Raw genomic sequence first — 22,404 nt, forward strand, 5'->3', positions numbered from 1 at the left:
AATTGTGAAAGTGAAGGTAGGGTTTGTTTTAATGTTAAATCTAGATTCTGAGATAAATTCATAAAAAAAGAGCGTATTTACATACGCTCTTTTTACAGCATTTTAACTTTTTTTGCTTAACTGACTGACATTACTCAATTGAGGGCTTTTTTGATATTTATTAAATAATTATTTACCAATACAGAACGATCCGAATATCTTGCCCAGCAGGTCATCTGCACTGAAATCACCCGTGATTTCGCCCAAAGCATTTTGCGCCAGACGCAAGGACTCTGCCACCAGTTCACCGGCGTTATACACCACCAGTTGCTCACGCGCCTCAGCCAGATAGATCTGCGTGCGCTTCATTGCATCTAAATGACGGGTACGGGCAATAAAGGTGTCTTCCTCAGGCTGGAAGCCTGCATGCGCTGTAATCGCCTCTATGAGTGCTTGAACACCGGTTTCCTGCTTGGCAGAGACTGCAATATGCCTGAAACCATTTAAATCGCCAATCACAGCTTCAGCACCGGTCAGATCGCATTTATTGCCAATCAGCATTAAACGTTTCGGTTCAATATGTTCAGCAAAATATTCTTGGGCGAGTTGCAGCGGATCTTCGCCCTGGCTTAAGTCATAGACCAAGAGCAATAAATCGGCCTGTTCAATTTCTTTAATCGCGCGGCGGATCCCTTCTTTTTCCACGATATCGCCAGTTTCACGCAAGCCTGCGGTATCGGTGAGGGTAATCGGCAGACCATTTAAGGTGATTTTTTCATGCAAGACATCACGGGTGGTACCGGCAATATCGGTCACAATCGCGCGTTCAATTCCAGCCAATGCATTCAGTAAGGAGGATTTACCGGCATTCGGTTTACCCGCAATCACCACCTGTAAACCTTCACGTAACAACTGACCTTGACGTGCAGATTGCTGGACTTGAGTGACGGCACTGGATACGCCATCCAGCAGATTTAAAATCTTGCCATCCGCCAGAAAATCAATTTCTTCTTCCGGGAAATCAATCGCGGCTTCCACATGCAAACGCAGGTGAATCAGCTGCTCGAGGACTGCATTGACTTTGGTCGAAAATACCCCCTGCAAAGAACGCACGGCAGAACGGGCGGCTGCTTGCGAGGTTGCATCAATCAGGTCGGCAATCGCCTCAGCCTGCACCAGATCCAGCTTGCCATTTTCGAAAGCACGCATGGAGAATTCACCCGCTTTGGCTGCAGTGGCTCCCAGCTCCAGTAAACGGCCAAGCAGGGCATTCTGAATCACCGGACCGCCATGACCTTGTAGCTCCACCACATCTTCACCGGTAAATGAGTTTGGATTCGGGAAGCAGATGGCCAGTCCTTCATCCATGACTTCGCCTGTCGCATCGTAGAACTGGCGAAAACCGGCAAAACGGGCCTGGGGGAGTTCTTTTTGTGTGAGGGCTTGAGCAATTTCATAGGATTTTGGGCCAGACAGGCGAATCACCCCAACGCCGCCACGTCCTGGTGGAGTTGCAATCGCAGCAATAGTTGTGGTTCGGTTGAGCATAAAATTCACCTGCAAGGACTCAAAAGTACAGCCAAAAAAAATCCGCCTAAGATTACCATCTTAAGCGGATTTATTCAGCCTATCCGTACAACTTAGTTGGCTGGAGTGGCCTCATCACGTTTGGCACGATCTTTGGCAACAGACTTGTTAATCAAAGTTTGTTGCAGAATCGTGATCAAGTTGTTGACGATCCAGTATAAAACCAAGCCTGCAGGGAAGAACAACAAGAATACCGTAAAGATAATCGGCATAAACTTGAAGACTTTCGCCTGCATTGGATCGGTCGGCTGCGGATTTAACGACTGCTGGATATACATGGTCAAGCCCATCAACAACGGCAGAATGAACCAAGGATCCATTGAAGACAAATCCTGAATCCACAGCATCCATGGCGCATGACGCAGTTCCACAGATTCCATCAATACCCAGTACAAGGCCAGGAAAATCGGCATTTGTAATAACAGCGGTAAACAGCCGGCAAGCGGATTGACCTGTTCACGTTTATACAATGCCATCATTTCTTGAGAGAAGCGCATGCGGTCTTCACCAAACTCTTCTTTCATGCGTTGCATTTCTGGCGCAATCACCCGCATTTTCGCCATCGAGCGATAGCTCTTCGACGACAATGGCCACAGGATCACTTTCACCAGGATGGTCAACAGAATAATTGCCCAACCCCAGTTACCCACCAGACCATGGAAGAATTCAAGACCCACGAACAGCAATTTCGCGATTGGCCATAACCAGCCATAATCAACGGTCTGGTTTAAACCTGCAGCCAAATCTTTCAGTTCTGACTGGATTTTTGGACCTGAATAGAAAGTCGCATCAATTTCAGCCACGGTACCTGCTGGTACATTAAACGTTGGTGAAGTAAAACCGATGATGTTCATGTTATCGGTTGATTTACGTGATTCAAGCTTGGCGCTATAAGCTTCGCCATTGCCTTGAGTCAACTTCAGCTGACCTGGAACCCATGCACTGACAAAGTAGTGCTGTACCATTGCCACCCAACCACCTGTCGCTTCAGTACTGACTTTTTCTTCAACAAAGTTGTCGAATTTAAGCTTGTTGTACTGCTCGTCCGGGGTACCCCATGCACCGCCGAGGAATGTTCCCAGCGTGAAGATCCCTTGATCGGACTTGCCTGGATCTTCCGAGTTATCGCGTTTGATCTGACCGAACATCTGACCTTGCCAGGTCTGGCCACTGCGGTTGACCACTTTGTGATTTACCACGACCGGATATTCACCTTCAGTGAAATTGAAGGTCTTGATAATCTCGATCCCGTCAGCGGTTTTAAACACCAGCGGTACAGACAATACTTTCAGGTTTTCACCGTCTTTGGATTTGACTGTTTTCGCATCTGCCAGGGTATAAGCAGTTTTTTCCAGCTCATACATTGGACGGCCGTTACGGCTGCTGTCCGGTCCATTCAGACCGATCAGGCCAGACTGGGCGACATAAGTACGTTTCGCATCGCTTTCCAGCATGACGAACGGTTCATCGCTGTCTTTGTTCTTGTCATGATTGAGTAATTCAATACGAACAATATCACCACCCTTAGGATTAATCCAAAGATGATAAAGGTCAGTTTGTACTGAAATAAGCTGCTGACTTACAGGTGCTGTGGCATCCGTGGCTTGCTGTGCTGGCACATTTGCTTGTGGCAGATCAGAGGCAACTGTAGCCGTCTGACCATTTGGCAAATCTGCAGATACGTCATGCGAAACAACAGCAGTTTCCTGCTGCGGTTTTGTTTCAGCATTTCCATAATCTTTTTGCCACGCCAAAATGAGCAAATATGCGACAACAAACATGGCTCCGAGAATTGCAATCCTGGCCCATTGTTGCATATGTATTACCCCAAGTGGTGAGAGTGATTTTGGTTCAATAAACGATCACGAAAGGGTACAGCAACGTGAAGCGTTTGAGAATCTATTTGCTGAAATGAAATAAAACGAATCGCTTTTGAGGGAACAGGATCATATCCCGAGCCCCCCCACGGATGACAACGGCAAATACGTTTAGTAGCCAGCCACACTCCACGCCCAGCGCCATGCATCTGGACTGCTTCCAAGGAATATTGAGAACAAGTTGGAATATAACGACAGCGCGGTCCAAGAAGAGGACTAATCGCAATCTGATAGAAACGGATCAACCAATGCAGTAAACGTACCATTGGCCAACTCTACTTTTGTGGGGAGGGGGCTATTTTTGAATGCTTTTTGGCAAGACGGTTCAGTTTCTGCCAGGCAAATTGTAATTGCTGGTGCAATTCTGCATTAGGCACTGCTTCAACACCCATTTTTGGCATGATTACAATGTCTAAGTCATCTAATTGCTGTTGATGCAGGCGAAAACTTTCGCGAGCAAGTCGTTTTACTCGATTTCTTTCGTGTGCACGTCGCACTTTCTTCTTGGCAACAACTAAACCCAAACGGCTATTTGGCAGTTCGGAATGTTTTGCAAGAAATAAGAAATGGGGTTGATGCACTTTAAAAAGCGCACCATCAAAGACACCTTTATAATCGGCAGCACAGCGTAATCGGAACTCTGTGCCAAAACTATAAAGTTTTGTCATAACACCCAAAATCGTCTTAGCGTAACTGATTAAACAGTTAAGCTATGACGACCTTTTGCACGACGGCGAGCTAATACTTGACGACCAGCTTTAGTAGCCATACGAGCACGGAAACCATGAACACGCTTACGCTTTAATTCAGACGGTTGGAATGTACGTTTCATATTGAAACTCCAAAAAATGATCTTTCTGTGAAGGTCCGCGATTTTAGTGCTCATTGCTTGAGCTGTCAATGCAAAAGCGGTTTTCTTTTCAAATAAGATCAAAAAAGATAAAGACCCTGGTTTTTCAAAGAACTGAATAAAAAATAGTTCAATTCAAGTTAATCACAAATTAAGTTATTGTTATATAAATATATATAAGTTATAAACAACTCTATCAACAAAGTTATCCACATGTTATCCAGAGTTTAAATTTAACTTACGGTTTTGAATTTAAATTTGAAGTTTTTTGAGTTATCCACAAAAACTAGTGATCTTATAAATAAATTCAAATTTATAAATTTAAATTTATTACTATTAGGGAGCACTTTTTCTATGGATAAGCCACTTTTTATTTAATTAAACATAAACTTATATTGTGGATAAAACTGTTTCTATTAATTTTATACTTTGTGGATAACTTTATGATATATTTTATCCACAGCTTGCGGATAAACTTATCCACACTGGGTTTTAAATTTAAATTCATACATGTTGATTTCTTTTTGCACAGTTTTTGTGGAAATTGCCATGACAGATGTGGATAACTTGGTTAGAATGGCGACCCGCTTTTGGTCGCGGTCATCTTTTTTGAATGAACAATGGAATGAATAGGGGATTCACATGCTTTGGACGGACTGCTTAAATCGCCTGCGACAAGAGCTCTCTGGAAATGTCTTTACAATGTGGATTCGCCCATTGGTTGCAGAAGAGCTGGAAGACAGCTTGCGTTTGTATGCACCTAATCCTTACTGGACGCGTTACATTCAGGAACATCATCTGGAACTGATTACGATTCTGGCAGAACAGTTGTCTGAAGGACGGGTACGCAAGGTCGAGATTTTGGTCGATTCACGTCCAGGGGCGATTTTATCTGCCAGTGAACAACCGGCGACCACGACTGCGGCATTGACCTCGACACCGATGCCAGTGCCGAAGCCGAAGAAAGAAAAAGAAGACAGCGGCAAAAATAGCCGTAGACGTCAGTTGAATCCATTGTTTACCTTCTCGCTGTTTGTGGAAGGCCGATCGAACCAGATGGCAGCAGAAACCTGTCGCAAGGTACTGACCCAGCTGGGGGCTTCACAGCACAACCCGTTATTTTTATATGGTCCGACCGGTCTGGGTAAAACCCACTTGATGCAGGCGGTCGGCAATGCGCTGTTGCAGGCCAAGCCGAATGCACGCGTCATGTACATGACCGCAGAAAGTTTTGTACAGGACTTTGTCAGCTCGTTGCAGCAGGGTAAAGTCGAAGAGTTTAAGAAAAACTGCCGTTCTCTGGATTTATTACTGGTCGATGATATTCACTTGCTGGCCGGTAAAGAGGCCAGTCTGGTCGAATTTTTCTACACCTTTAACGCACTTTTGGATGAATCCAAGCAAATTATTTTGACTTCGGATCGTTATCCTAAAGAGCTGACAGAGCTGGATCCACGTCTGGTTTCACGTTTTTCTTGGGGCTTGTCGGTCGGGGTTGAACCGCCAGATATTGAAACCCGAATTGAAATTCTGCTGAAAAAAGCAGAAAGCAACCAGGTCGATTTACCACGTAACTGTGCGCTGTTTATTGCCCAGCAGGTGGTGGCTAACGTGCGTGAGCTGGAAGGTGCGCTGAACAAAGTGGTGGCGATTTCACGTTTTAAAGGTACGCCAATTGATCTGGATGTGGTGCGTGAATCTTTAAAAGATGTGCTGGCAATTCGTGCCCGTACCATCAGTACTGAAAATATTCAGCGTGTGGTGAGTGAGTATTTCCGGATTCCACTGAAAGAACTGGTCGGTCCAAAACGTACCCGGATTTATGCCCGCCCACGTCAGCTGGCGATGGGGCTGGCACGTGAATTAACCGGCGACAGTTTTCCGGAAATTGGCATGGCTTTTGGCGGTCGTGATCACAGTACCGTGATGCATGCCTGCGAGAAAGTACAAAGCCTGCGTGAAGAAGATCCGATCTTTAACGAAGACTATAAAAACCTGCAGCGTCTGTTGCAAAGTTGACCTAAATCGCTCAAATTCTATTCTTGCTATGCGGCTGCTTTTGCCGCATAGTAAACCGTCAAAAAAATCACTTTTTCTATATTAATCTTCAGCTTTAGAGGAATGCACTGTGCGTTTAAAAATCGCGAAAGAAAGCTTACTGAATGTTCTCTCACATGTCGTAGGAGCGGTTGAACGTCGCCATACCTTGAATATCCTGTCTAACCTGAAAATTCAGGTGACTACGCAAGCATTGACCGTGACCGGTTCCGACCTGGAAGTCGAACTGGTGGCGAGTACAGCACTGGCTGAAGGTGCATGTCTGCAGGAAGGCGAGACCACAGTTCCTGCACGTAAGCTGATTGATATCTGTAAGTCACTTCCTTCAGCGGCATTGGTGGATTTGCATATTACTGAAGATCAGCGCTGCATCCTTAAATCAGGCAACAGTCGTTTTGTACTGGGTACCTTGCCTGCTGATGATTATCCATTACTGAACACTGAAAACACCCAAGGCACGCAAGTGACGGTGACACAGCGTGAACTTAAACGCCTGTTCGAAAAAACCGCCTTTGCCATGGCAGTTCAGGATGTGCGTTTTTACCTGACCGGTACTTTGCTGGAAATTGATGCCAATCAGCTACGTGCTGTGACCACCGATGGCCACCGCCTAGCACTGTGTGAAACAGCAGCACAATCCACTGCAGCACAGCCGATTCAGGCAATTGTGCCACGTAAGGCCGTTGCAGAATTACAGCGCCTGCTCAGCGTTGAAGATGAGCAATTATCTCTATTGATTGGTCGTGAACTGCTCAATGTGACCATCAATATGCCAAGCCGTGACAAGGAACAGGCGAACATTACCGTGCGTTTCACTACCAAGCTGATTGATGGTAAGTTCCCGGACTACCGCCGTGTGATTCCACGTGGGGGCGACAAAGTCGTGATGATCGCACATGACGTGTTCAAGCAGTCTTTGCAGCGTGTGGCGATTTTAAGTAATGAAAAACTTCGCGGTGTGTTTCTGAACTTCAATGCTGATTCTTTGCAACTTCGTGCCAATAACCCGGAGCAGGATGAAGCGATTGAAGACCTGGCGATTCAATATGCCGATTCACCGCTAGAAATGTCCTTCAATGCGCAGTATCTGATTGAAGTCCTCGGTGTGCTGGATGGCGATGATGTGTCAATGACTATGACTGAAGCGAATCAGTCTGTCTTAGTACAAGACCCGGCGCATACTGATCAGACTTATGTCGTCATGCCGATGCGTGTTTAAGCCGCGGCTTCTGATATTCATATAAGACATGCATATTACGCGTTTACATATTGAGCGTGTGCGGAATTTAAAGACGGTTGCTCTCCACGGATTGCAGCCGTTTAATGTTTTTTATGGGCAAAATGGTTCAGGTAAAACCTCGATTTTAGAGGCGATTCATTTACTGGCTGCCGGTCGTTCCTTCCGTACTCATATTCCCAAAAATTATATCCAGCATGGCGCGCAGGATGCGATTGTATTTGCACAGTCTGCGACTGAAAAAATTGGCATGCAAAAAATGGCCAGCGGGGAGCAACTGATCAAGGTCAATGGTGATCTGGTCGCAACCCAGGGACAGCTGGCCAAACTGTTGCCCTTGCAGCTGATTGATCCGCAAAGCACCGATATTATCGATCATGGTGCTAAACCACGACGCCAACTCCTTGACTGGTTAATGTTCCACGTGGAACCAGAGTTTTATCATGCCTGGCAATATTATTCTCGTGCGCTGAAACAGCGAAATAGTTTGCTCAAAAGCAAACGCTTTCTCAGTCTGTCAGATCTGGAACCGTGGAACCAGATGCTCAGTGAATATGGTGAAATTTTACATTCGCAACGTGTCGGGATCGTGGAACAATGGAAGCCCTTTTTTGAAGATGACCTGAAACAGTTATTACCTGATTTGCAAGTCAGTCTGGAATACAGTCCGGGCTTTCACAGTGAAACTGGCCTGCTGAATGATCTGACCAACCAGCATGAAAAAGACTGTGAGCGACGCTATACCGAATATGGTCCACATCGCGCGGATTTGCGTTTAAAGACCCCGATGGGGGATGCCGACGTGATCCTGTCGCGGGGTCAGAAAAAGCTGCTGATGATCGCACTAAAACTGTCGCAAATCGCAATGCTCCATTCTTGTAATAAGGAAACTGTGGTATTATTAGATGATGTGACAGCAGAATTAGATTTAACCGCACAACAACGTTTAATTGAGCGATTGAGCCAACTTGGTAGTCAAGTTTTTATTACCACCTTAGACCATGAATCAGTACAAAAGCACTTACATGATTTGTCTATCTCATATCAGTTATTCAGTGTTGAAAACGGTACAGTTCAAGTTGTGCAATAATATTTTTTGAGTTTTACCCATCTTTGGATAGACCTATTTTTCACTAGGGAGAAACCATGAGTTCAGAAGATCAAGCTGCTTCTCAAACAGAACAAACCATTGAAAAGGCTTATGATTCCTCTAGCATCAAGGTATTACGTGGTTTAGACGCAGTACGTAAGCGTCCGGGCATGTACATTGGTGACACAGACGATGGTACAGGCCTGCACCACATGGTGTTTGAAGTAGTCGATAACTCGATTGATGAAGCCTTGGCAGGCCACTGTGATGAAATTATAGTGACGATCCATGAAGATGAATCGGTTTCAGTATCTGATAATGGTCGTGGTATTCCGACCGACATTCACCCTGAAGAAGGCGTGTCTGCAGCAGAAGTAATTTTAACCATTCTGCATGCCGGTGGTAAGTTCGACGACAACAGTTATAAAGTCTCTGGCGGTCTGCATGGCGTTGGTGTTTCGGTGGTCAATGCGCTGTCTGAAAAACTGCTATTAAATATTAGCCGTGCGGGCAAAACTTATGAACAGGAATACCGTCATGGTGATCCTGTTTATAAATTACGTGAAACAGGTACAACTGATAAATCGGGTACAACAGTACGTTTCTACCCAAGTGCTGAAACCTTTAGTCAAACCATTTTCAATGTTGATATTTTAGCGCGTCGTTTACGTGAATTGTCATTCTTAAACGCGGGTGTACGTATTGTCCTGCGTGATGAACGCGTCAATCTTGAGAATGTCTATGACTACGAAGGTGGTTTATCTGAGTTCGTTAAATATATTAACGAAGGCAAAACGCACCTGAATGATATCTTCCACTTCACTGCTGCACAGGCCGACAACGGTATTACGGTAGAAGTCGCATTACAATGGAATGATTCTTATCAGGAAAATGTGCGTTGCTTTACCAATAACATCCCGCAAAAGGATGGTGGTACGCATTTGGCCGGCTTCCGCGCTGCGTTGACCCGTGGTTTAAATAACTACATGGACAGCGAAAATATCCTGAAAAAGGAAAAAGTTGCGGTATCGGGTGATGATGCACGTGAAGGCTTGACTGCCATTGTGTCAGTCAAGGTGCCTGATCCAAAATTCTCTTCACAGACCAAAGAAAAACTGGTGTCGAGTGAAGTAAAAACGGCTGTCGAACAGGCCATGAATAAGGCATTTTCTGAATATTTATTGGAAAATCCACAAGCAGCCAAAGCGATTGCTGGCAAGATCATTGATGCAGCACGTGCGCGTGATGCAGCGCGTAAAGCACGTGAAATGACACGTCGTAAGAGTGCGCTGGATATTGCCGGTCTTCCAGGTAAACTGGCCGATTGTCAGGAAAAAGATCCAGCATTGTCTGAGCTATACTTGGTCGAGGGTGATTCTGCAGGTGGTTCGGCAAAGCAAGGTCGTAACCGTAAAATGCAGGCGATTTTACCGCTGAAAGGTAAGATCCTGAACGTGGAACGTGCCCGTTTTGACCGCATGATTTCCTCTGCTGAAGTCGGTACGCTGATTACCGCATTGGGCTGTGGTATTGGTCGTGAAGAATATAATCCGGACAAACTGCGTTATCACAAAATCATTATCATGACCGATGCTGACGTGGATGGTTCGCATATCCGTACCTTACTGTTGACGTTCTTCTTCCGTCAAATGCCGGAACTTGTGGAACGTGGTCATATTTATATCGCACAGCCACCATTATATAAGCTGAAAAAAGGCAAGCAGGAACAGTACATCAAGGACAATGATGCACTGGAAACTTACCTAATTTCGAATGCGATTGATGAGCTGGAACTGCATATCAGTGCAGAAGCGCCTGCGATTCGTGGTGAAGCACTGGCGAATGTGATTGCTGATTATCAGACTTCCCAGAAGAGCTTGGCACGTTTGACCCAGCGTTATCCTGCGAGTCTGCTTGATGCACTACTTTCACTGGAAGGTTTTAAGCTGGATCAGCTGGAAGACAAAACCTATGTGGAAACATGGGGTGAGAATCTGCGTGCAGCGATTGAAGCCATTCAGCCAACATTACGTCCAGAATTAACCCTGGAGCGTTTTGAAAAAGAACTGGCAGATGGTCAAAAAACTGCAAGCTGGTTGCCACGTATCACGATCTATGTACATAACTTGCCACATAGCTACCTGTTAGACTCAGTACTGTTAGGTTCAAGTGAATATGCACGTTTATTAAAGAATTCAAAGAGCTGGTTTAGTCTGCTTGAAGATGGTGCATATTTGCAAAAAGGCGATCGCAAGATTCAGGTCAGCAATTTCCATCAGGTTTGGCAACATATCTTGCAGGACTCACGTCGTGGCATGATGATCCAGCGCTATAAAGGTCTGGGCGAGATGAATGCGGAACAGTTGTGGGAAACCACCATGGATCCAGACAACCGTAACATGCTGCAAGTGACAGTTACCGATGCGATTGAAGCGGATCGTATGTTCTCTTGCTTGATGGGCGATGACGTAGAACCACGTCGTGCTTTCATTGAAGAAAATGCCTTGAATGCAGATATTGATGCATAACTCTTCAGGATAAAATCAGATATAAAAAAGCGCCTTTCGAGGCGCTTTTTTTAGACCAATTTTTTTACTCATATCCTGTGAGCTAGGCAAAATAAAGTAATTTTGGACCGATTTTTAGATATGGAACGGGTTCATTTAGGTTTTAAAAAGCCAAGTTGAGTAAGCCAAATCGACTCTAAGAAAGGGTTTATGTATAGAGATTACCAACTCGGGAGAATACCTGAAATCTGGAGTGAATCTATCGTTATAAAAATGATCTGCATCAGAACTTCTAAAATAATTTTTGAATAGGAAAGTGAGGTAGAAAGAAGTTCTTTATACGATGAGAAGTTTGCATGCAGTTAACGACACTAGGTGAAAACTGGATCAGTCAAAGTGGTATTTAAAGATGCGTGTAATAAAAACAGATCGAATACTTTAGGTGGATTCGACTAAAAAATAATAAATCGCCTATTCAGAAGATCCAATATCTCAAAAATAAATAAAAAGCTGCTAAAACTAAATTTTAAATTTTAAATAGCTTATAAGAAACTTGGTCTAATACGCTAAATAATACGTGAATAATATTGCTTCAAGCATCTAGAAAGCCTGATCAGAGATGTGGATAACTCTAAAGTTACCCATAATTTTTATGTGAATAAGATAGTATTTTTCCGCAAGCTTTAATCCACGTATTAATTCTTTATTTTAAATTCAAATTTGAAATCGATTATCTTGTGGATAAGTGTTTTTAAATTTAAAATAGCATTTTAAATTTAAAGCTAGATTTGGCGATATATTGCTAGTATGACCAGACTATTCCTTGGATTGGCTTTAAAATAAAAAATTATTATAAATTAAATACTTGTAAATATAGTGTAGTTTTTCTAATCATTACCGTGGAACATATTGTTAACTAAAAACTCAAGATGTAGCTAAACTACATAATTGATTTAATAATCAAGTGAACTTTCATTTTTATTTAAAATCATACTTTTATCGATTTTTGCTTAACTTTTTTATTTCTCATTTTTGAGTTATTTCTTGATTTCATTATTGAAAATCGGGCATTTCTTTTATTACTCGATAGAAAAGAGGGAGGGAATCGCTGAAATGATATTGATTAGGAACAAGAAAAAGAGGATTGATAAAATGACGATGAAAAATAAAAAAGCGCCTGACGGCGCTTTTTTTTAATCATATTTATGGTGTTAGAATGACTTTACGACAGTCTTCTTCCTTTTTATCAAAAATACGGTAACCTTCCGCAGCATCTTCCAGTTTCATGCGATGGGTAATAATCAGATCTGGAGACAGATCTCCATTTTCAATATGTTCTAGCAACTGCGGCAAGTAATTATGCACATGGGTTTGTCCCATTTTAAAGGTCAAACCTTTGTCAAAGGCATCACCAAACAGGAAGCCATGAATTGGACCGGCATAAACTCCAGGTACACTCACCACACCGCCGCGACGGACCGCTGCAATACATTGTCTTAGCGCTGAACCACTCGAACCTTCTAATTTCAGGTTGGTCATTACGGTTTCCAGCATGCTACCTTTGGCTTCAAAACCGACCGCATCAATGACGGCATCGACTCCACGATAACCCGTGGTATTTTGAATGATAAATTCAGCGGCATCGACTTCATCAAAATTGACCGGAATCACCCCATAGGTTTGATGTGCGAAACTCAGACGATAAGGATGGTGATCGACCATAAAAATCTGCTCGGCACCGAGCATCCGCGCACAGGCAGCAGCCAGCAGACCGACTGGGCCAGCACCATAAATCGCCACACTGGAACCTCGACCAACTTGGGCATTGTTCACTGCTTGCCAGGCGGTTGGCAGAATATCAGTCAGGAATAATACTTTTTCATCAGGCAGGGAACCCGGCACCTTAAATGGTCCGACATTGCCTTTGGGGATCCGTACATATTCAGCCTGACCACCCGGTATACCACCATACAGATGGCTAAAGCCAAATAAAGCTGCCCCTGGTGGGATCTGTTTTTTGTTGAGAATTGCACCACGGCCGGTATTGGTATTTTCACAGGCAGCCATGAGTTCATGTTCACAGAAAAAACAGTGACCGCATGCAATCACAAAGGGAATAATCACCCGGTCACCTTTTTTGACTTCGGTTACTTCAGGGCCGACTTCTTCTACAATTCCCATAAATTCATGGCCGAAAATATCACCGTCTTCAGTGGCCGGGATTTTCCCCCGGTATAAATGCAGATCTGAGCCACAGATGGCGGTGGCTGTCACCCTTAAAATAACGTCATCTGGTTCCTGAATCACTGGATCTGGAACGGATTCAACTCGTACATCCCGAGCACCATGATAGGTAAGAGCACGCATGCGGATTTCCTCTTTCTAGTTCAACATTAAACAGACTCGTATCAAGGCTGCCAAAAATTAAAAAACACTTGTATTAGAGCCTTAGGATGAAACAGCGCGCTGTAAATTAATGTATGAAATAAGGCATCCAACTGTTTAAAAAATAAACTTATATAGGGTTTGTGTAATTCATGACCTTATGTGTCGAATGAATAGAAAAGAACAGAATTAAAGAAACATCTAGACGTAGATGAAAAAATACAGGGGGGAAAATGGAAGAGAAAACATTAAAAATAGTGAATAAAAAAGAGATGAACAACGTTGGTCATTCATCTCTTATCTTAAATCTTACTAAAAGAGCTTTAGAACGTCTGTTCCAGACTTTCCAGTTCCATCATCAGTTCTAGCATTTGCTCTTCGGCTGTTTCCAGTTTGGCTTTTAGCTCGGTTTGCTCATTCATCAGTTTCAGCAAATCATTTTTACGTGATGCTTCGTATAAAGCACTGTCACCCAGCAGGTTTTCAATTTCAATCAGTCGCGGCTGTAGTTTGGCCATCTGTGCTTCGCATTTTTCAATATTCTTGCGAATCGGACGACTTAGTTCCCGCTGGCGAGCAGCTTCCTTACGTTGTGCTTCCTTGTCCAGTTTGGAAATAGTCGGTTTGACTTCGACTTGGGATTTCACCGGTTCTGCTGGCTTTTGCCCATTTTTAATCATCTCAATACGGGCTTGGCGTAACCAGTCAGCATAGGCAGTAAGATCACCATCAAACTCACGGCATTGACCATTATGTACCAGTAGTAGTTCATCACAGACGCTGGCGATGAGCTGACGTTCATGCGAAACCAGAACCACCGCACCCTGGAAATCTTGCAAAGCCATAGTCAGTGCATGACGCATATCTAAGTCTAAATGGTTGGTCGGCTCATCCAGAATCAGTACATTCGGACGCTGCCAAACAATCAGTGCTAGGGCCAAACGTGCACGTTCACCGCCTGAGAAGCTTTCGCTTGGCGTATCCATACGTTCGCCACTAAAACCGAAACTACCCAAGAAGGAGCGTAGACTGGCTTCACTGATTTTTTTATCTGCGATACGTGCTAGCTGTAACATTGGGCTGGCATTACCATCCAGTGCATCCATTTGATGCTGGGCAAAATAACCAATATTCAGTAATTCTGAATCTTTCCGCAGACCCTGAATCAGTTTCAGGTCACCGACCAGCGATTTAATCAGCGTGGATTTACCGGCACCATTCATCCCAAGCAAACCGATCCGGCTGTTTGGCGTGATCTGTAAATTTACATTGGTGACAATCAGCTTGTCGCCATAACCAATATCGGCATGTTCCAGTTGCAATAACGGCGAACTCATTTTGGTCGGTTCACGGAAACTGAAGGTAAATGGCGTATCGACATGGGCTGCAGATAGTTCCTGCATTCGTTCCAGCTGTTTGATCCGGCTCTGTGCCTGTTTGGCTTTGGTCGCTTGCGCTTTAAAACGGTCAATATATTTTTGCAGATGCGCGCGGGTTTCCAGCTGCTTTTCATACGCCTGTTGCTGCTGCGCTAAACGCTCACTACGGGTGCGCTCAAAAGTCGAATAGTTACCGGTATATAAAATCAGTTCCTGATTTTCGATATGTAAAATGTGATCGGTAATCGCATCGAGGAAGTCCCGGTCATGCGAAATCAGTACCAGCGTACCTTCATAGGCTTTCAGCCAGTCTTCGAGCCAGAGAATTGCGTCCAAGTCCAGATGGTTGGTTGGTTCATCGAGGAGCAGTAAGTCTGATCGGCTCATCAGGGTACGTGCCAGATTCAAACGCATACGCCAGCCACCGGAAAAACTTGAAACATCCAGCTGTGATTGATGTTCAAAGAAGCCCAGACCAGCCATCAGTTGTGAAGCTTTGGCAGGAGCAGAATAACCTGAAATTTCATCAAAACGGCCATATAAATGAGCCAGTTCTGCATCATCCAGTTGATCCGGTTGATCGAGTTTCTGCTGAATATCCCAGTATTCTTCATCGCCCGACAAGACGAAATCAATGGCTTTCATATTCAGTGCTTTGATTTCCTGAGCCATATGCGCTACGGTCCATACCGCAGGTCGGGTCAGCGAACCGGTGTCCGATTCCATGCCGCCGAGCAAGGCTGAAAACAGGGTTGATTTTCCAGCACCATTGACACCGGTTAGGCCAATTTTCCATCCTGGGTGTAACTGCATCGACGCTTTTTGAAATAAAACACGTCCACCGCGACGTATAGATAACTGGTCTAACTGAATCATTGAGAAATCAAAGCTAAGAAATAAGATGCGCCTATTCTAAAGGAAAGCCCTGTGAAAATGAAAAATCTTACCGTTTTTGCTGAAATAAGTGTGCTTTTCACCTCTGTCAATTGATCTAGGGTGGACGCATAAGTTGAGTAAAAGCTCTATTTTATGCATGAACAGTGGTTTATAGTTCAGGCTGATGGAGCAAAAAATATCATAGAGTCAAATAAAAATGAAAAAGGGATGTTTAATTTTATCGGCACTGGGCATTTTGGTGTCGACTTCAACTCAAGCCAGAGTGAATGTCTGTGTTTTTGATTTACTGGGGAAATCTGGTGAGTCTTACAAACTGCTGGAGGAATGGGCGCTGGCAGCAAAAGGCTGGGGTGCCGAAATTCAGCTAAGCGCTTATCAGGATGAAGCCAAGGTCGATCAGGACGTCAAAGCCGGAAAATGTGATGCCTTCTATATGACCTCAATGCGTGCCCGGGCTTATAACAAATTTGCTGGATCGATTGATGCAATTGGCGGCGTGCCGAATAATGACATTGCCATGAAAGCCATCAGCTATGTACTGGATAAACGCAATAGCAAACGCCTGATCACCCAGATTGGCAAAGAAAAATTCGAAGTGGCGGGTATTGGTCAGATTGGCCCAGCCTATATTTTTGTTCGTGATCGTACTCTAAATAAACTGGAACAGGTCAAAGGCAAGAAATTTGCCGTGCTGCATTATGACTATGCGCAAAAAATCATGGTCGACCGGATTGAAGCAGTACCGGTCATGTCGGAAATTTCCAATTTTATTCGCAAGTTTAATCAGGGCGAAGTGGATATTGTCGCTGCACCGGCTTATGCATTTAAACCGCTGGAATTACAGAAAGGACTAGGCCGTCAAGGCGCAATGATTAATTTTCCGGTGATTAATGTCACTGCTGATCTGATTATTCGTCAGGAAGAGTTTCCGGCAAGCTTTGCCGCACAATCCCGAAACTGGTTTGTGAAACAGTTACCGCGCAGCTTTGCCATGGTCAAGCGCATGGAAGCTGAGATTCCAAGCAAATATATTCTGAATCTAAGCCGTGAAGATCGTGTGGCCTACCAAAAGATTCTGCGTGATGGGCGGATCGATTTAACCAAACAGGGGATTTATGATCAGGGCATGATGAACGTATTGAAACGCGCGCGTTGTACGGTAGAAAGAACCAATTTTGAATGTTCGATTGGTGACGAATAAATCTGAAATCATGTATATCTTTGTAACTATATCTGGGTAAATGTAATTATAAGAAAGCAGTTTTAAACATTAAGATATTGATATTTAAATATATATTTAAAAATAACTTAGGCAACTATTGCTGATTTATCTTTATAGGCCAAAATGCCGGTTTTAAATGGAGTAAATGCTCTATTTTTTTTAATTAAACTTGCTTAATATTTGTCCCGTGTACGGACACTCAGCGAATAACAAGATTTCAAAGGATAACTACAATGAAAAAAACACTCTTATCATTGGCTGCATTCTCTGCATTTGGTTTTGCAAGTGCGGCGCATGCAGAAAAAGTCGATATCTGTGTGTTTGACTTACTGGGTAAATCCGGTGAGTCTTTCCAGATGGCGCAAGAATGGGCACTGGCTGCAAAAGGCTGGGGCGCAGAAATCAATCTGATTGCCCGTCAGGATGAAGCGGTTGCCGACAATGACTTCAAGGCCGGTAAATGTGATGGTGTGTTTATGACAGCCATGCGTGCCCGTCAATACAATAAATTTGCCGGTTCTATTGATGCACTGGGCGGTGCACCAAGTAATGCCATTGCCCAGCGTGCGATCAGTTTTGCTCTGGACAAACGTAATGCAGCGAAAATGGTCAGTAATATGGGCGGCAAAAAATACGAAATTGCCGGTATTTCACCGTTGGGTTCAGCATTTATTTTTGTTCGTGACAAGAATATCAATTCGATTGAAAAAGCCGCAGGGAAGAAATTCGCCGTACTCGGCTATGACGATGCCCAGAAAATCATGGTACAGCGCGTCGGTGCGCAGGCAGTGATCTCCGATGTTTCTAACTTTGTCGCCAAATTTAACAATGGTCAGGTGGATATGGTCGGTGCACCTGCTTATGCCTACAAGCCATTAGAAATCTATAAAGGTCTGGGTAATAACGGCGCAATGTTTAATTTCCCGGTACTGCATGTCACCTCTGATTTTGTGATTCGTCCGGAAAAATTCCCCGCAGGTTTTGGACAAAAATCGCGTGACTGGTTTATCAAAAACCTGCCAAAGAGCATGGGGATGATCAGCCGTCTGGAAGCGGGTATTCCGTCGAAATATAAAATGAATCTGAGCGCTGAAGATAAAACCAAGTATCAGAAAATGTTACGTGATGGCCGGATGGATATGACCAAACGCGGAATCTAGGATGCCAGCATGATGTCGGTCTTAAAACGTGCACGCTGTTCTGTCGATAAGGCCAACTTTGAATGTTCAATTGCTGGCGAATAATCTGATTTTTAAAGAAAAAAGCTTAGATTGATCTAGGCTTTTTTTATGGCTGAACCAGGTCAGATCTGCCATTGTGCAGCGAATAAAATAGCTTAAGCTTGATTAACTATTAAATTCGCATGTTTTATATAAAAAACAATCACATGTGACTAAAAGTGCAATAACAAAAACAAGCGATAAGGAAATGAGGATGATGCATAGAGGATGGAAAGCACTGGCATTGGCTACGGCGACACTGGCTGTTTCAGGTCTGGCGCAAGCTAAACAGGTGATTTGCGTATTTGATCTGGTTGGTAAAAACGGTGATGTCTATAGTGTGATGAAAGACTATCAGTTGGCAGCCAAAAACTGGGGTGCAGATGTCGAACTGCGGGTCAATACCAATGAAGCGGTGGTTGCAGAAGATTTTAAAGCCGGGAAATGTGATGGGATCAGTGTTACCGGTATGCGTGGCCGTCAATTTAATAATTTTACTGGTTCACTCGATGCCATTGGTGCAATTCCAGATCTGAATCTGGCGGTTAAAGTGATGCAGGGACTGGCCAGTCCAACTTTTGCCAAACATATGCTGCAAGGCAAATATGAGGTAGTCGGTGTCATTCCTGTAGGTGATGCTTTTCTGTTAGTGAACGACCGCAGTATTAATACCGTTGCCAAAGCAGCCGGTAAAAAAATTGCCGTACTTGATTATGATGAAGCACAAAAAATCATGGTACAGCAGGTCGGCGCACAGGCAGTGAGTGCCGATGTCACCAATTTTGGTGCCAAGTTTAACAATGGCCAAGTGGATATTATTGGTGCACCAGCAGCAGTATTTAAACCGCTGGAATTACATAAAGGCTTGGGTAGCAAAGGCGCGATTGTGAATTATCCGGTGTTGCAGGTCACTGGTAATATCATTATCCGTCCAGATAAATTTCCGGCAGGTTACGGACAGAAATCACGTGAATGGGTGAGAAGTCAGTTACCACGTGCCTTTGGTATTTTGGGGAAAATGAAAGCGGACATTCCAGCAAAATACTGGATGGATATTCCTGCAGCAGACAAACCGGGTTACCAGAAAATGATGCGGGATTCCCGAATTGACCTGACCAAACGCGGCGTTTATGACAAACGCATGATGAAATTGCTGTGGCAATTCCGCTGCAAACAGAATCCGAAAAACTTTGAATGTGCCTTACAGGATGAGAACTACAAATAATCCTGATAAAATTACTCTGATTTGACTTTTAATCTGTGCAGACTGACCATATATTGAGTGTGCTATACTTAAATATGGTCTTTTCTTTTTAAAGACATTCCATTCAACAGAGGAATCCGCCATGAATGCCCAAGCGCTTGTGCTCACCGACAATGCCGCAAATAAAGTACGCCAGTTGCGTGACAGTGAAGGTAACCAAGACTTAATGCTCCGTGTCTATGTGACCGGTGGCGGCTGTTCAGGTTTCTCTTATGGCTTTAACTTTGCGGAAAGCCAGAATGAAGATGATGCAGAATTTGCCAATGGTGATGTTAAAGTCTTAGTCGATTCATTGAGTTATCAATATCTGGTCGGTTCAGTTGTAGATTATTTAGAAGGTCTGGAAGGTTCACGTTTCGTGGTACAAAACCCGAATGCGACCACGACCTGTGGTTGTGGATCTTCATTCTCGATCTAAATCCATGCACAAAAAAAGTCCTCTCAATGAGGACTTTTTTATATCTGGAGGAAAGTTTAGCTATCCAGTTTTACCGCTTCAAGCAGATCAAAGATTACAGTAGTAACATCCTGACTCAACTCGCGGTTATTGAAAATTTCATAGGCGCTAATGGTAATGTCGGTATCGCTTGGCAACAGACGCTGTTCTTCTTCGATCAGGTCATTGATCGGCAATAAAGTCTGTTTGATTTCCAGATGCAGAATATCTTTATATTCCAGATTTTCATCGTCGAGTTCAATCAGTTGTTCATTGAAATAAGGCAGCAAAATCGAATGAAGATAGGGTTGGATGTCCTCGATATCAAAGATTTCGATATCACGGGTTTCATCAATCGTACTAATGTGGTCATTTACTTCAATTAAAATATGGTAGTAACTCACACGAATCTCCAAAGATGGCCTGAACAATGTAGCCAATCACAATAACATGAAATCAGAATAGAGTGTTTTTTATAATACTTATACACTTAAATTAATTAGGGAATTCAAGCTGATCACTTAACGGTTATAAAGCAAGGTCTTGTCTGCAGGTCGCAGCTGGAAGTGTTGCAGATTCTGTTTACCCAGCACCGGATACATCAGTGCTTCCGGGTCATTATGGTGATACAGCCCCAAGGCATGTCCGAGTTCATGTGCCAGAGTCAGACGGAGATCATCTTCTGCATCAAACTGATAGACATGAATTTGATCACCCATAAACACGCCTTTATGAAATTCGCGGGCAGGGAAACGCTGTTGGGCTTGAATGATATTCTGCTGATGGTTTTGCAGACCATGTTGATGCATGGAAACATTCATATTAAAGGAACTTTGCTGTTCCTGAAGGTACTGAAGTTCCCGTTGAAAACTTTCCGATTTGCGCTGTAAAGCCAAAACCTCATATTCAATCTGCTCATGTTCATAAGCAGATAAATTTGGCTGACGGCGTCGTTGCTGTAAGGCCTGAAATTCACTATTCATCTGATCTCTTTGCTGGATCAGGCGTTGCTGCTGACTTTCCAGATGCTGATGGGATGCTTCCAGATTTTTGACCTGACGTTGATACTTGGCGTCATCTGCCAGCAACTGTTTTTCGACTTTCTTCAAGGCATCATAGTCTTGCTGGCGTTGATCATAGATCAGGTGAATACTCAGCCTGGCATTTTCATCATAGACCATCAAATCATCACGATTGCTTCCCTGATGCCAGATTTCGATCGCTTCCTTGCTCAGTTGAATGACTTGATCTTTACTTAGTCCAAAGCCTGAATCGACCTGATCAATTCGGAAACGTAAGCGTGTATCGAAAGGATGCGTCAAGCGATCAGCCAGCGAGTTATAGCGCAGTTGAGGATGGGTTTGGGCCTGCATATGTAGATAGGCAGACATGATCAATCCCACTACGAGCAGACAGAGCAGAAGACGCATATTTTTTATTTAAATGTCTATTTTTTAAAAATATAGCTTAATTTTAATGCCTTTCCCATGCTTATTTGCATCATCCTTCAGCTTTTGGATAAAGCCCTAATTCGGCCAAAGCCTGCTGCAAAATTTCAAGGCGGATCGCCGGATCCATACCATTTCGCATCTGCATATTCAGTGAAAATGCCACGATCTCGGCTTGCGGTGTTTCAACCCAGCCGGTGAGCCAGCCGACTTGCGGTTCCACATCCATGCCCCAACCGGATTTGACATATAGTCGATAAGCTTTCCGCTCCTGTAAAAATAACATGGCTTTGACTTGTTGCTGGACTTGAGGATCAAAGGCCAGTTGCTCTCGGGCCAACGCAGAAACAAATTGGACTTCCTGTTTTGGAGTAACTTTCAAAGGGCCTACCAACCAGAAGTTATCGACCTGTTGACCAATCTGCTGATTACCAAATTGGATGCGTTGTACTTCCTGTTGCATCAATTCAAGGCCAATGCGACGTGCCAGTTCCTGATACACGGGTACAGCAGAAGCTTGCATGGCTTCGCCGAGAGTCATGTCTTTTTCCCAGGCTGCAAAACTGCGTTTCTTGCCATCCCATTTAAAAATTTCATTGGTTGTGGCTTTGCCATGTTGCAGGCCAATCAGGGCATTGAGCATTTTAAAAGTAGAGGCGGGAACATATTCGGTATCTGCACGGCTTAAATCATTACCATAAACCTGTATCTGTTGACCACGCTGAATCACTAGAACACCCGCGCTTTGCGCCTGATCAAATAATTGGGCAATGGCTTGAGTCGATTGAGTCGAAGTGCTTTGAGATAGGAGAGATGAAACGGGCAGGCTACACGCTGTCAGGCCCAAGCAACTAAGTAAAGGCAGCAAAATTAGAATTTTCATGGGTTCAGGGTATTTTAATGTTGGATTTAACTTAAACAGCTTTTCCTGAAAATACGATCAAATTTTAGTAATTTTTATTTTATTC

General features: G+C 43.8%; 17 protein-coding genes and 1 pseudogene. 8 read left to right on the forward strand and 10 right to left on the reverse strand.

The annotated features are described in order from the left end of the window. Positions 1-168: 168 nt before the first annotated feature. The 5 genes and pseudogenes from mnmE to rpmH all read right to left on the reverse strand — a co-directional run bounded on the left by mnmE (position 169) and on the right by rpmH (position 4,275). Entirely contained in the window at positions 169-1,527 is a 1,359-nt protein-coding gene (gene mnmE, locus AC1P5O_RS11225; RefSeq protein ID WP_086044254.1) for a tRNA uridine-5-carboxymethylaminomethyl(34) synthesis GTPase MnmE, read from the reverse strand. Positions 1,528-1,619: 92 nt separating this feature from the next. After that, positions 1,620-3,383 (reverse strand): membrane protein insertase YidC, encoded by a 1,764-nt coding sequence (gene yidC / locus AC1P5O_RS11230; protein ID WP_004728983.1) that lies wholly within the window; start codon positions 3,381-3,383, stop codon positions 1,620-1,622. Between the two features lie 119 nt (positions 3,384-3,502). Beyond that, positions 3,503-3,709, reverse strand: a pseudogene (gene yidD, locus AC1P5O_RS11235) (membrane protein insertion efficiency factor YidD); the annotation flags it as partial. Between the two features lie 9 nt (positions 3,710-3,718). Next, positions 3,719-4,111 carry a ribonuclease P protein component gene (gene rnpA / locus AC1P5O_RS11240; protein ID WP_004728981.1) on the reverse strand — a complete coding sequence of 131 codons (393 nt, stop codon included), beginning with the start codon at positions 4,109-4,111 and terminating at the stop codon, positions 3,719-3,721. 29 nt (positions 4,112-4,140) lie between these two features. Further along, positions 4,141-4,275: a 50S ribosomal protein L34 gene (gene rpmH, locus AC1P5O_RS11245; RefSeq protein ID WP_000831329.1), complete on the reverse strand. Its 135-nt coding sequence runs from the start codon at positions 4,273-4,275 to the stop codon at positions 4,141-4,143. Positions 4,276-4,935: 660 nt separating this feature from the next. Here rpmH and dnaA point away from each other — a divergent pair. From dnaA to gyrB, 4 genes are all read left to right on the forward strand, one after another. Continuing rightward, the gene (dnaA, locus tag AC1P5O_RS11250; protein ID WP_004281934.1) at positions 4,936-6,312 is read left to right on the forward strand and encodes a chromosomal replication initiator protein DnaA; all 1,377 of its coding nucleotides are present in this window, start codon (positions 4,936-4,938) and stop codon (positions 6,310-6,312) included. 109 nt (positions 6,313-6,421) lie between these two features. After that, the gene (gene dnaN, locus AC1P5O_RS11255; RefSeq protein ID WP_004647129.1) at positions 6,422-7,570 is read left to right on the forward strand and encodes a DNA polymerase III subunit beta; all 1,149 of its coding nucleotides are present in this window, start codon (positions 6,422-6,424) and stop codon (positions 7,568-7,570) included. Between the two features lie 28 nt (positions 7,571-7,598). Beyond that, the gene (gene recF / locus AC1P5O_RS11260; RefSeq protein WP_004728979.1) at positions 7,599-8,678 is read left to right on the forward strand and encodes a DNA replication/repair protein RecF; all 1,080 of its coding nucleotides are present in this window, start codon (positions 7,599-7,601) and stop codon (positions 8,676-8,678) included. A 56-nt stretch (positions 8,679-8,734) separates the two neighbouring features. Continuing rightward, positions 8,735-11,206: a DNA topoisomerase (ATP-hydrolyzing) subunit B gene (gene gyrB, locus AC1P5O_RS11265; RefSeq protein ID WP_085064939.1), complete on the forward strand. Its 2,472-nt coding sequence runs from the start codon at positions 8,735-8,737 to the stop codon at positions 11,204-11,206. 1,182 nt (positions 11,207-12,388) lie between these two features. On the opposite strand, the gene AC1P5O_RS11270 is transcribed toward gyrB, so the two are convergent. Together AC1P5O_RS11270 and AC1P5O_RS11275 are read right to left on the reverse strand one after the other, a co-directional pair. Further along, entirely contained in the window at positions 12,389-13,552 is a 1,164-nt protein-coding gene (locus AC1P5O_RS11270) for a zinc-dependent alcohol dehydrogenase (RefSeq protein WP_005104957.1), read from the reverse strand. 341 nt (positions 13,553-13,893) lie between these two features. Continuing rightward, positions 13,894-15,825, reverse strand: a complete 1,932-nt coding sequence (locus AC1P5O_RS11275) for an ATP-binding cassette domain-containing protein (protein ID WP_004281940.1) — start codon at positions 15,823-15,825, stop codon at positions 13,894-13,896. A 217-nt stretch (positions 15,826-16,042) separates the two neighbouring features. On the opposite strand from AC1P5O_RS11275, the gene AC1P5O_RS11280 reads away from it, so the two are divergent. The 4 genes from AC1P5O_RS11280 (at position 16,043) to erpA (ending at position 19,970) form a co-directional block, all read left to right on the forward strand. Next, positions 16,043-17,047: a putative solute-binding protein gene (locus tag AC1P5O_RS11280; protein ID WP_086044255.1), complete on the forward strand. Its 1,005-nt coding sequence runs from the start codon at positions 16,043-16,045 to the stop codon at positions 17,045-17,047. 254 nt (positions 17,048-17,301) lie between these two features. Beyond that, complete coding sequence (locus AC1P5O_RS11285) at positions 17,302-18,228, forward strand: putative solute-binding protein (protein WP_499006020.1); 927 nt, start codon at positions 17,302-17,304, stop codon at positions 18,226-18,228. A 274-nt stretch (positions 18,229-18,502) separates the two neighbouring features. Continuing rightward, positions 18,503-19,513 (forward strand): putative solute-binding protein, encoded by a 1,011-nt coding sequence (locus AC1P5O_RS11290; protein WP_499006022.1) that lies wholly within the window; start codon positions 18,503-18,505, stop codon positions 19,511-19,513. Between the two features lie 121 nt (positions 19,514-19,634). Further along, on the forward strand, positions 19,635-19,970 hold the full coding sequence (erpA, locus tag AC1P5O_RS11295) for an iron-sulfur cluster insertion protein ErpA (protein WP_004281944.1): 336 nt from the start codon (positions 19,635-19,637) through the stop codon (positions 19,968-19,970). Between the two features lie 56 nt (positions 19,971-20,026). Here erpA and AC1P5O_RS11300 read toward each other — a convergent pair whose 3' ends face one another. The 3 genes from AC1P5O_RS11300 to AC1P5O_RS11310 all read right to left on the reverse strand — a co-directional run bounded on the left by AC1P5O_RS11300 (position 20,027) and on the right by AC1P5O_RS11310 (position 22,319). Then, on the reverse strand, positions 20,027-20,392 hold the full coding sequence (locus AC1P5O_RS11300) for a hypothetical protein (protein ID WP_004647121.1): 366 nt from the start codon (positions 20,390-20,392) through the stop codon (positions 20,027-20,029). Between the two features lie 117 nt (positions 20,393-20,509). After that, a complete protein-coding gene (locus AC1P5O_RS11305) occupies positions 20,510-21,379 on the reverse strand; it encodes a matrixin family metalloprotease (RefSeq protein WP_499006024.1) in 870 nt (289 codons plus the stop codon). Positions 21,380-21,488: 109 nt separating this feature from the next. Continuing rightward, positions 21,489-22,319, reverse strand: coding sequence for an OXA-134 family carbapenem-hydrolyzing class D beta-lactamase OXA-283 (locus tag AC1P5O_RS11310; RefSeq protein ID WP_004647119.1), 831 nt, complete (start codon positions 22,317-22,319; stop codon positions 21,489-21,491). Positions 22,320-22,404 lie beyond the last annotated feature (85 nt).

It is taken from the genome of Prolinoborus fasciculus (assembly GCF_056724605.1).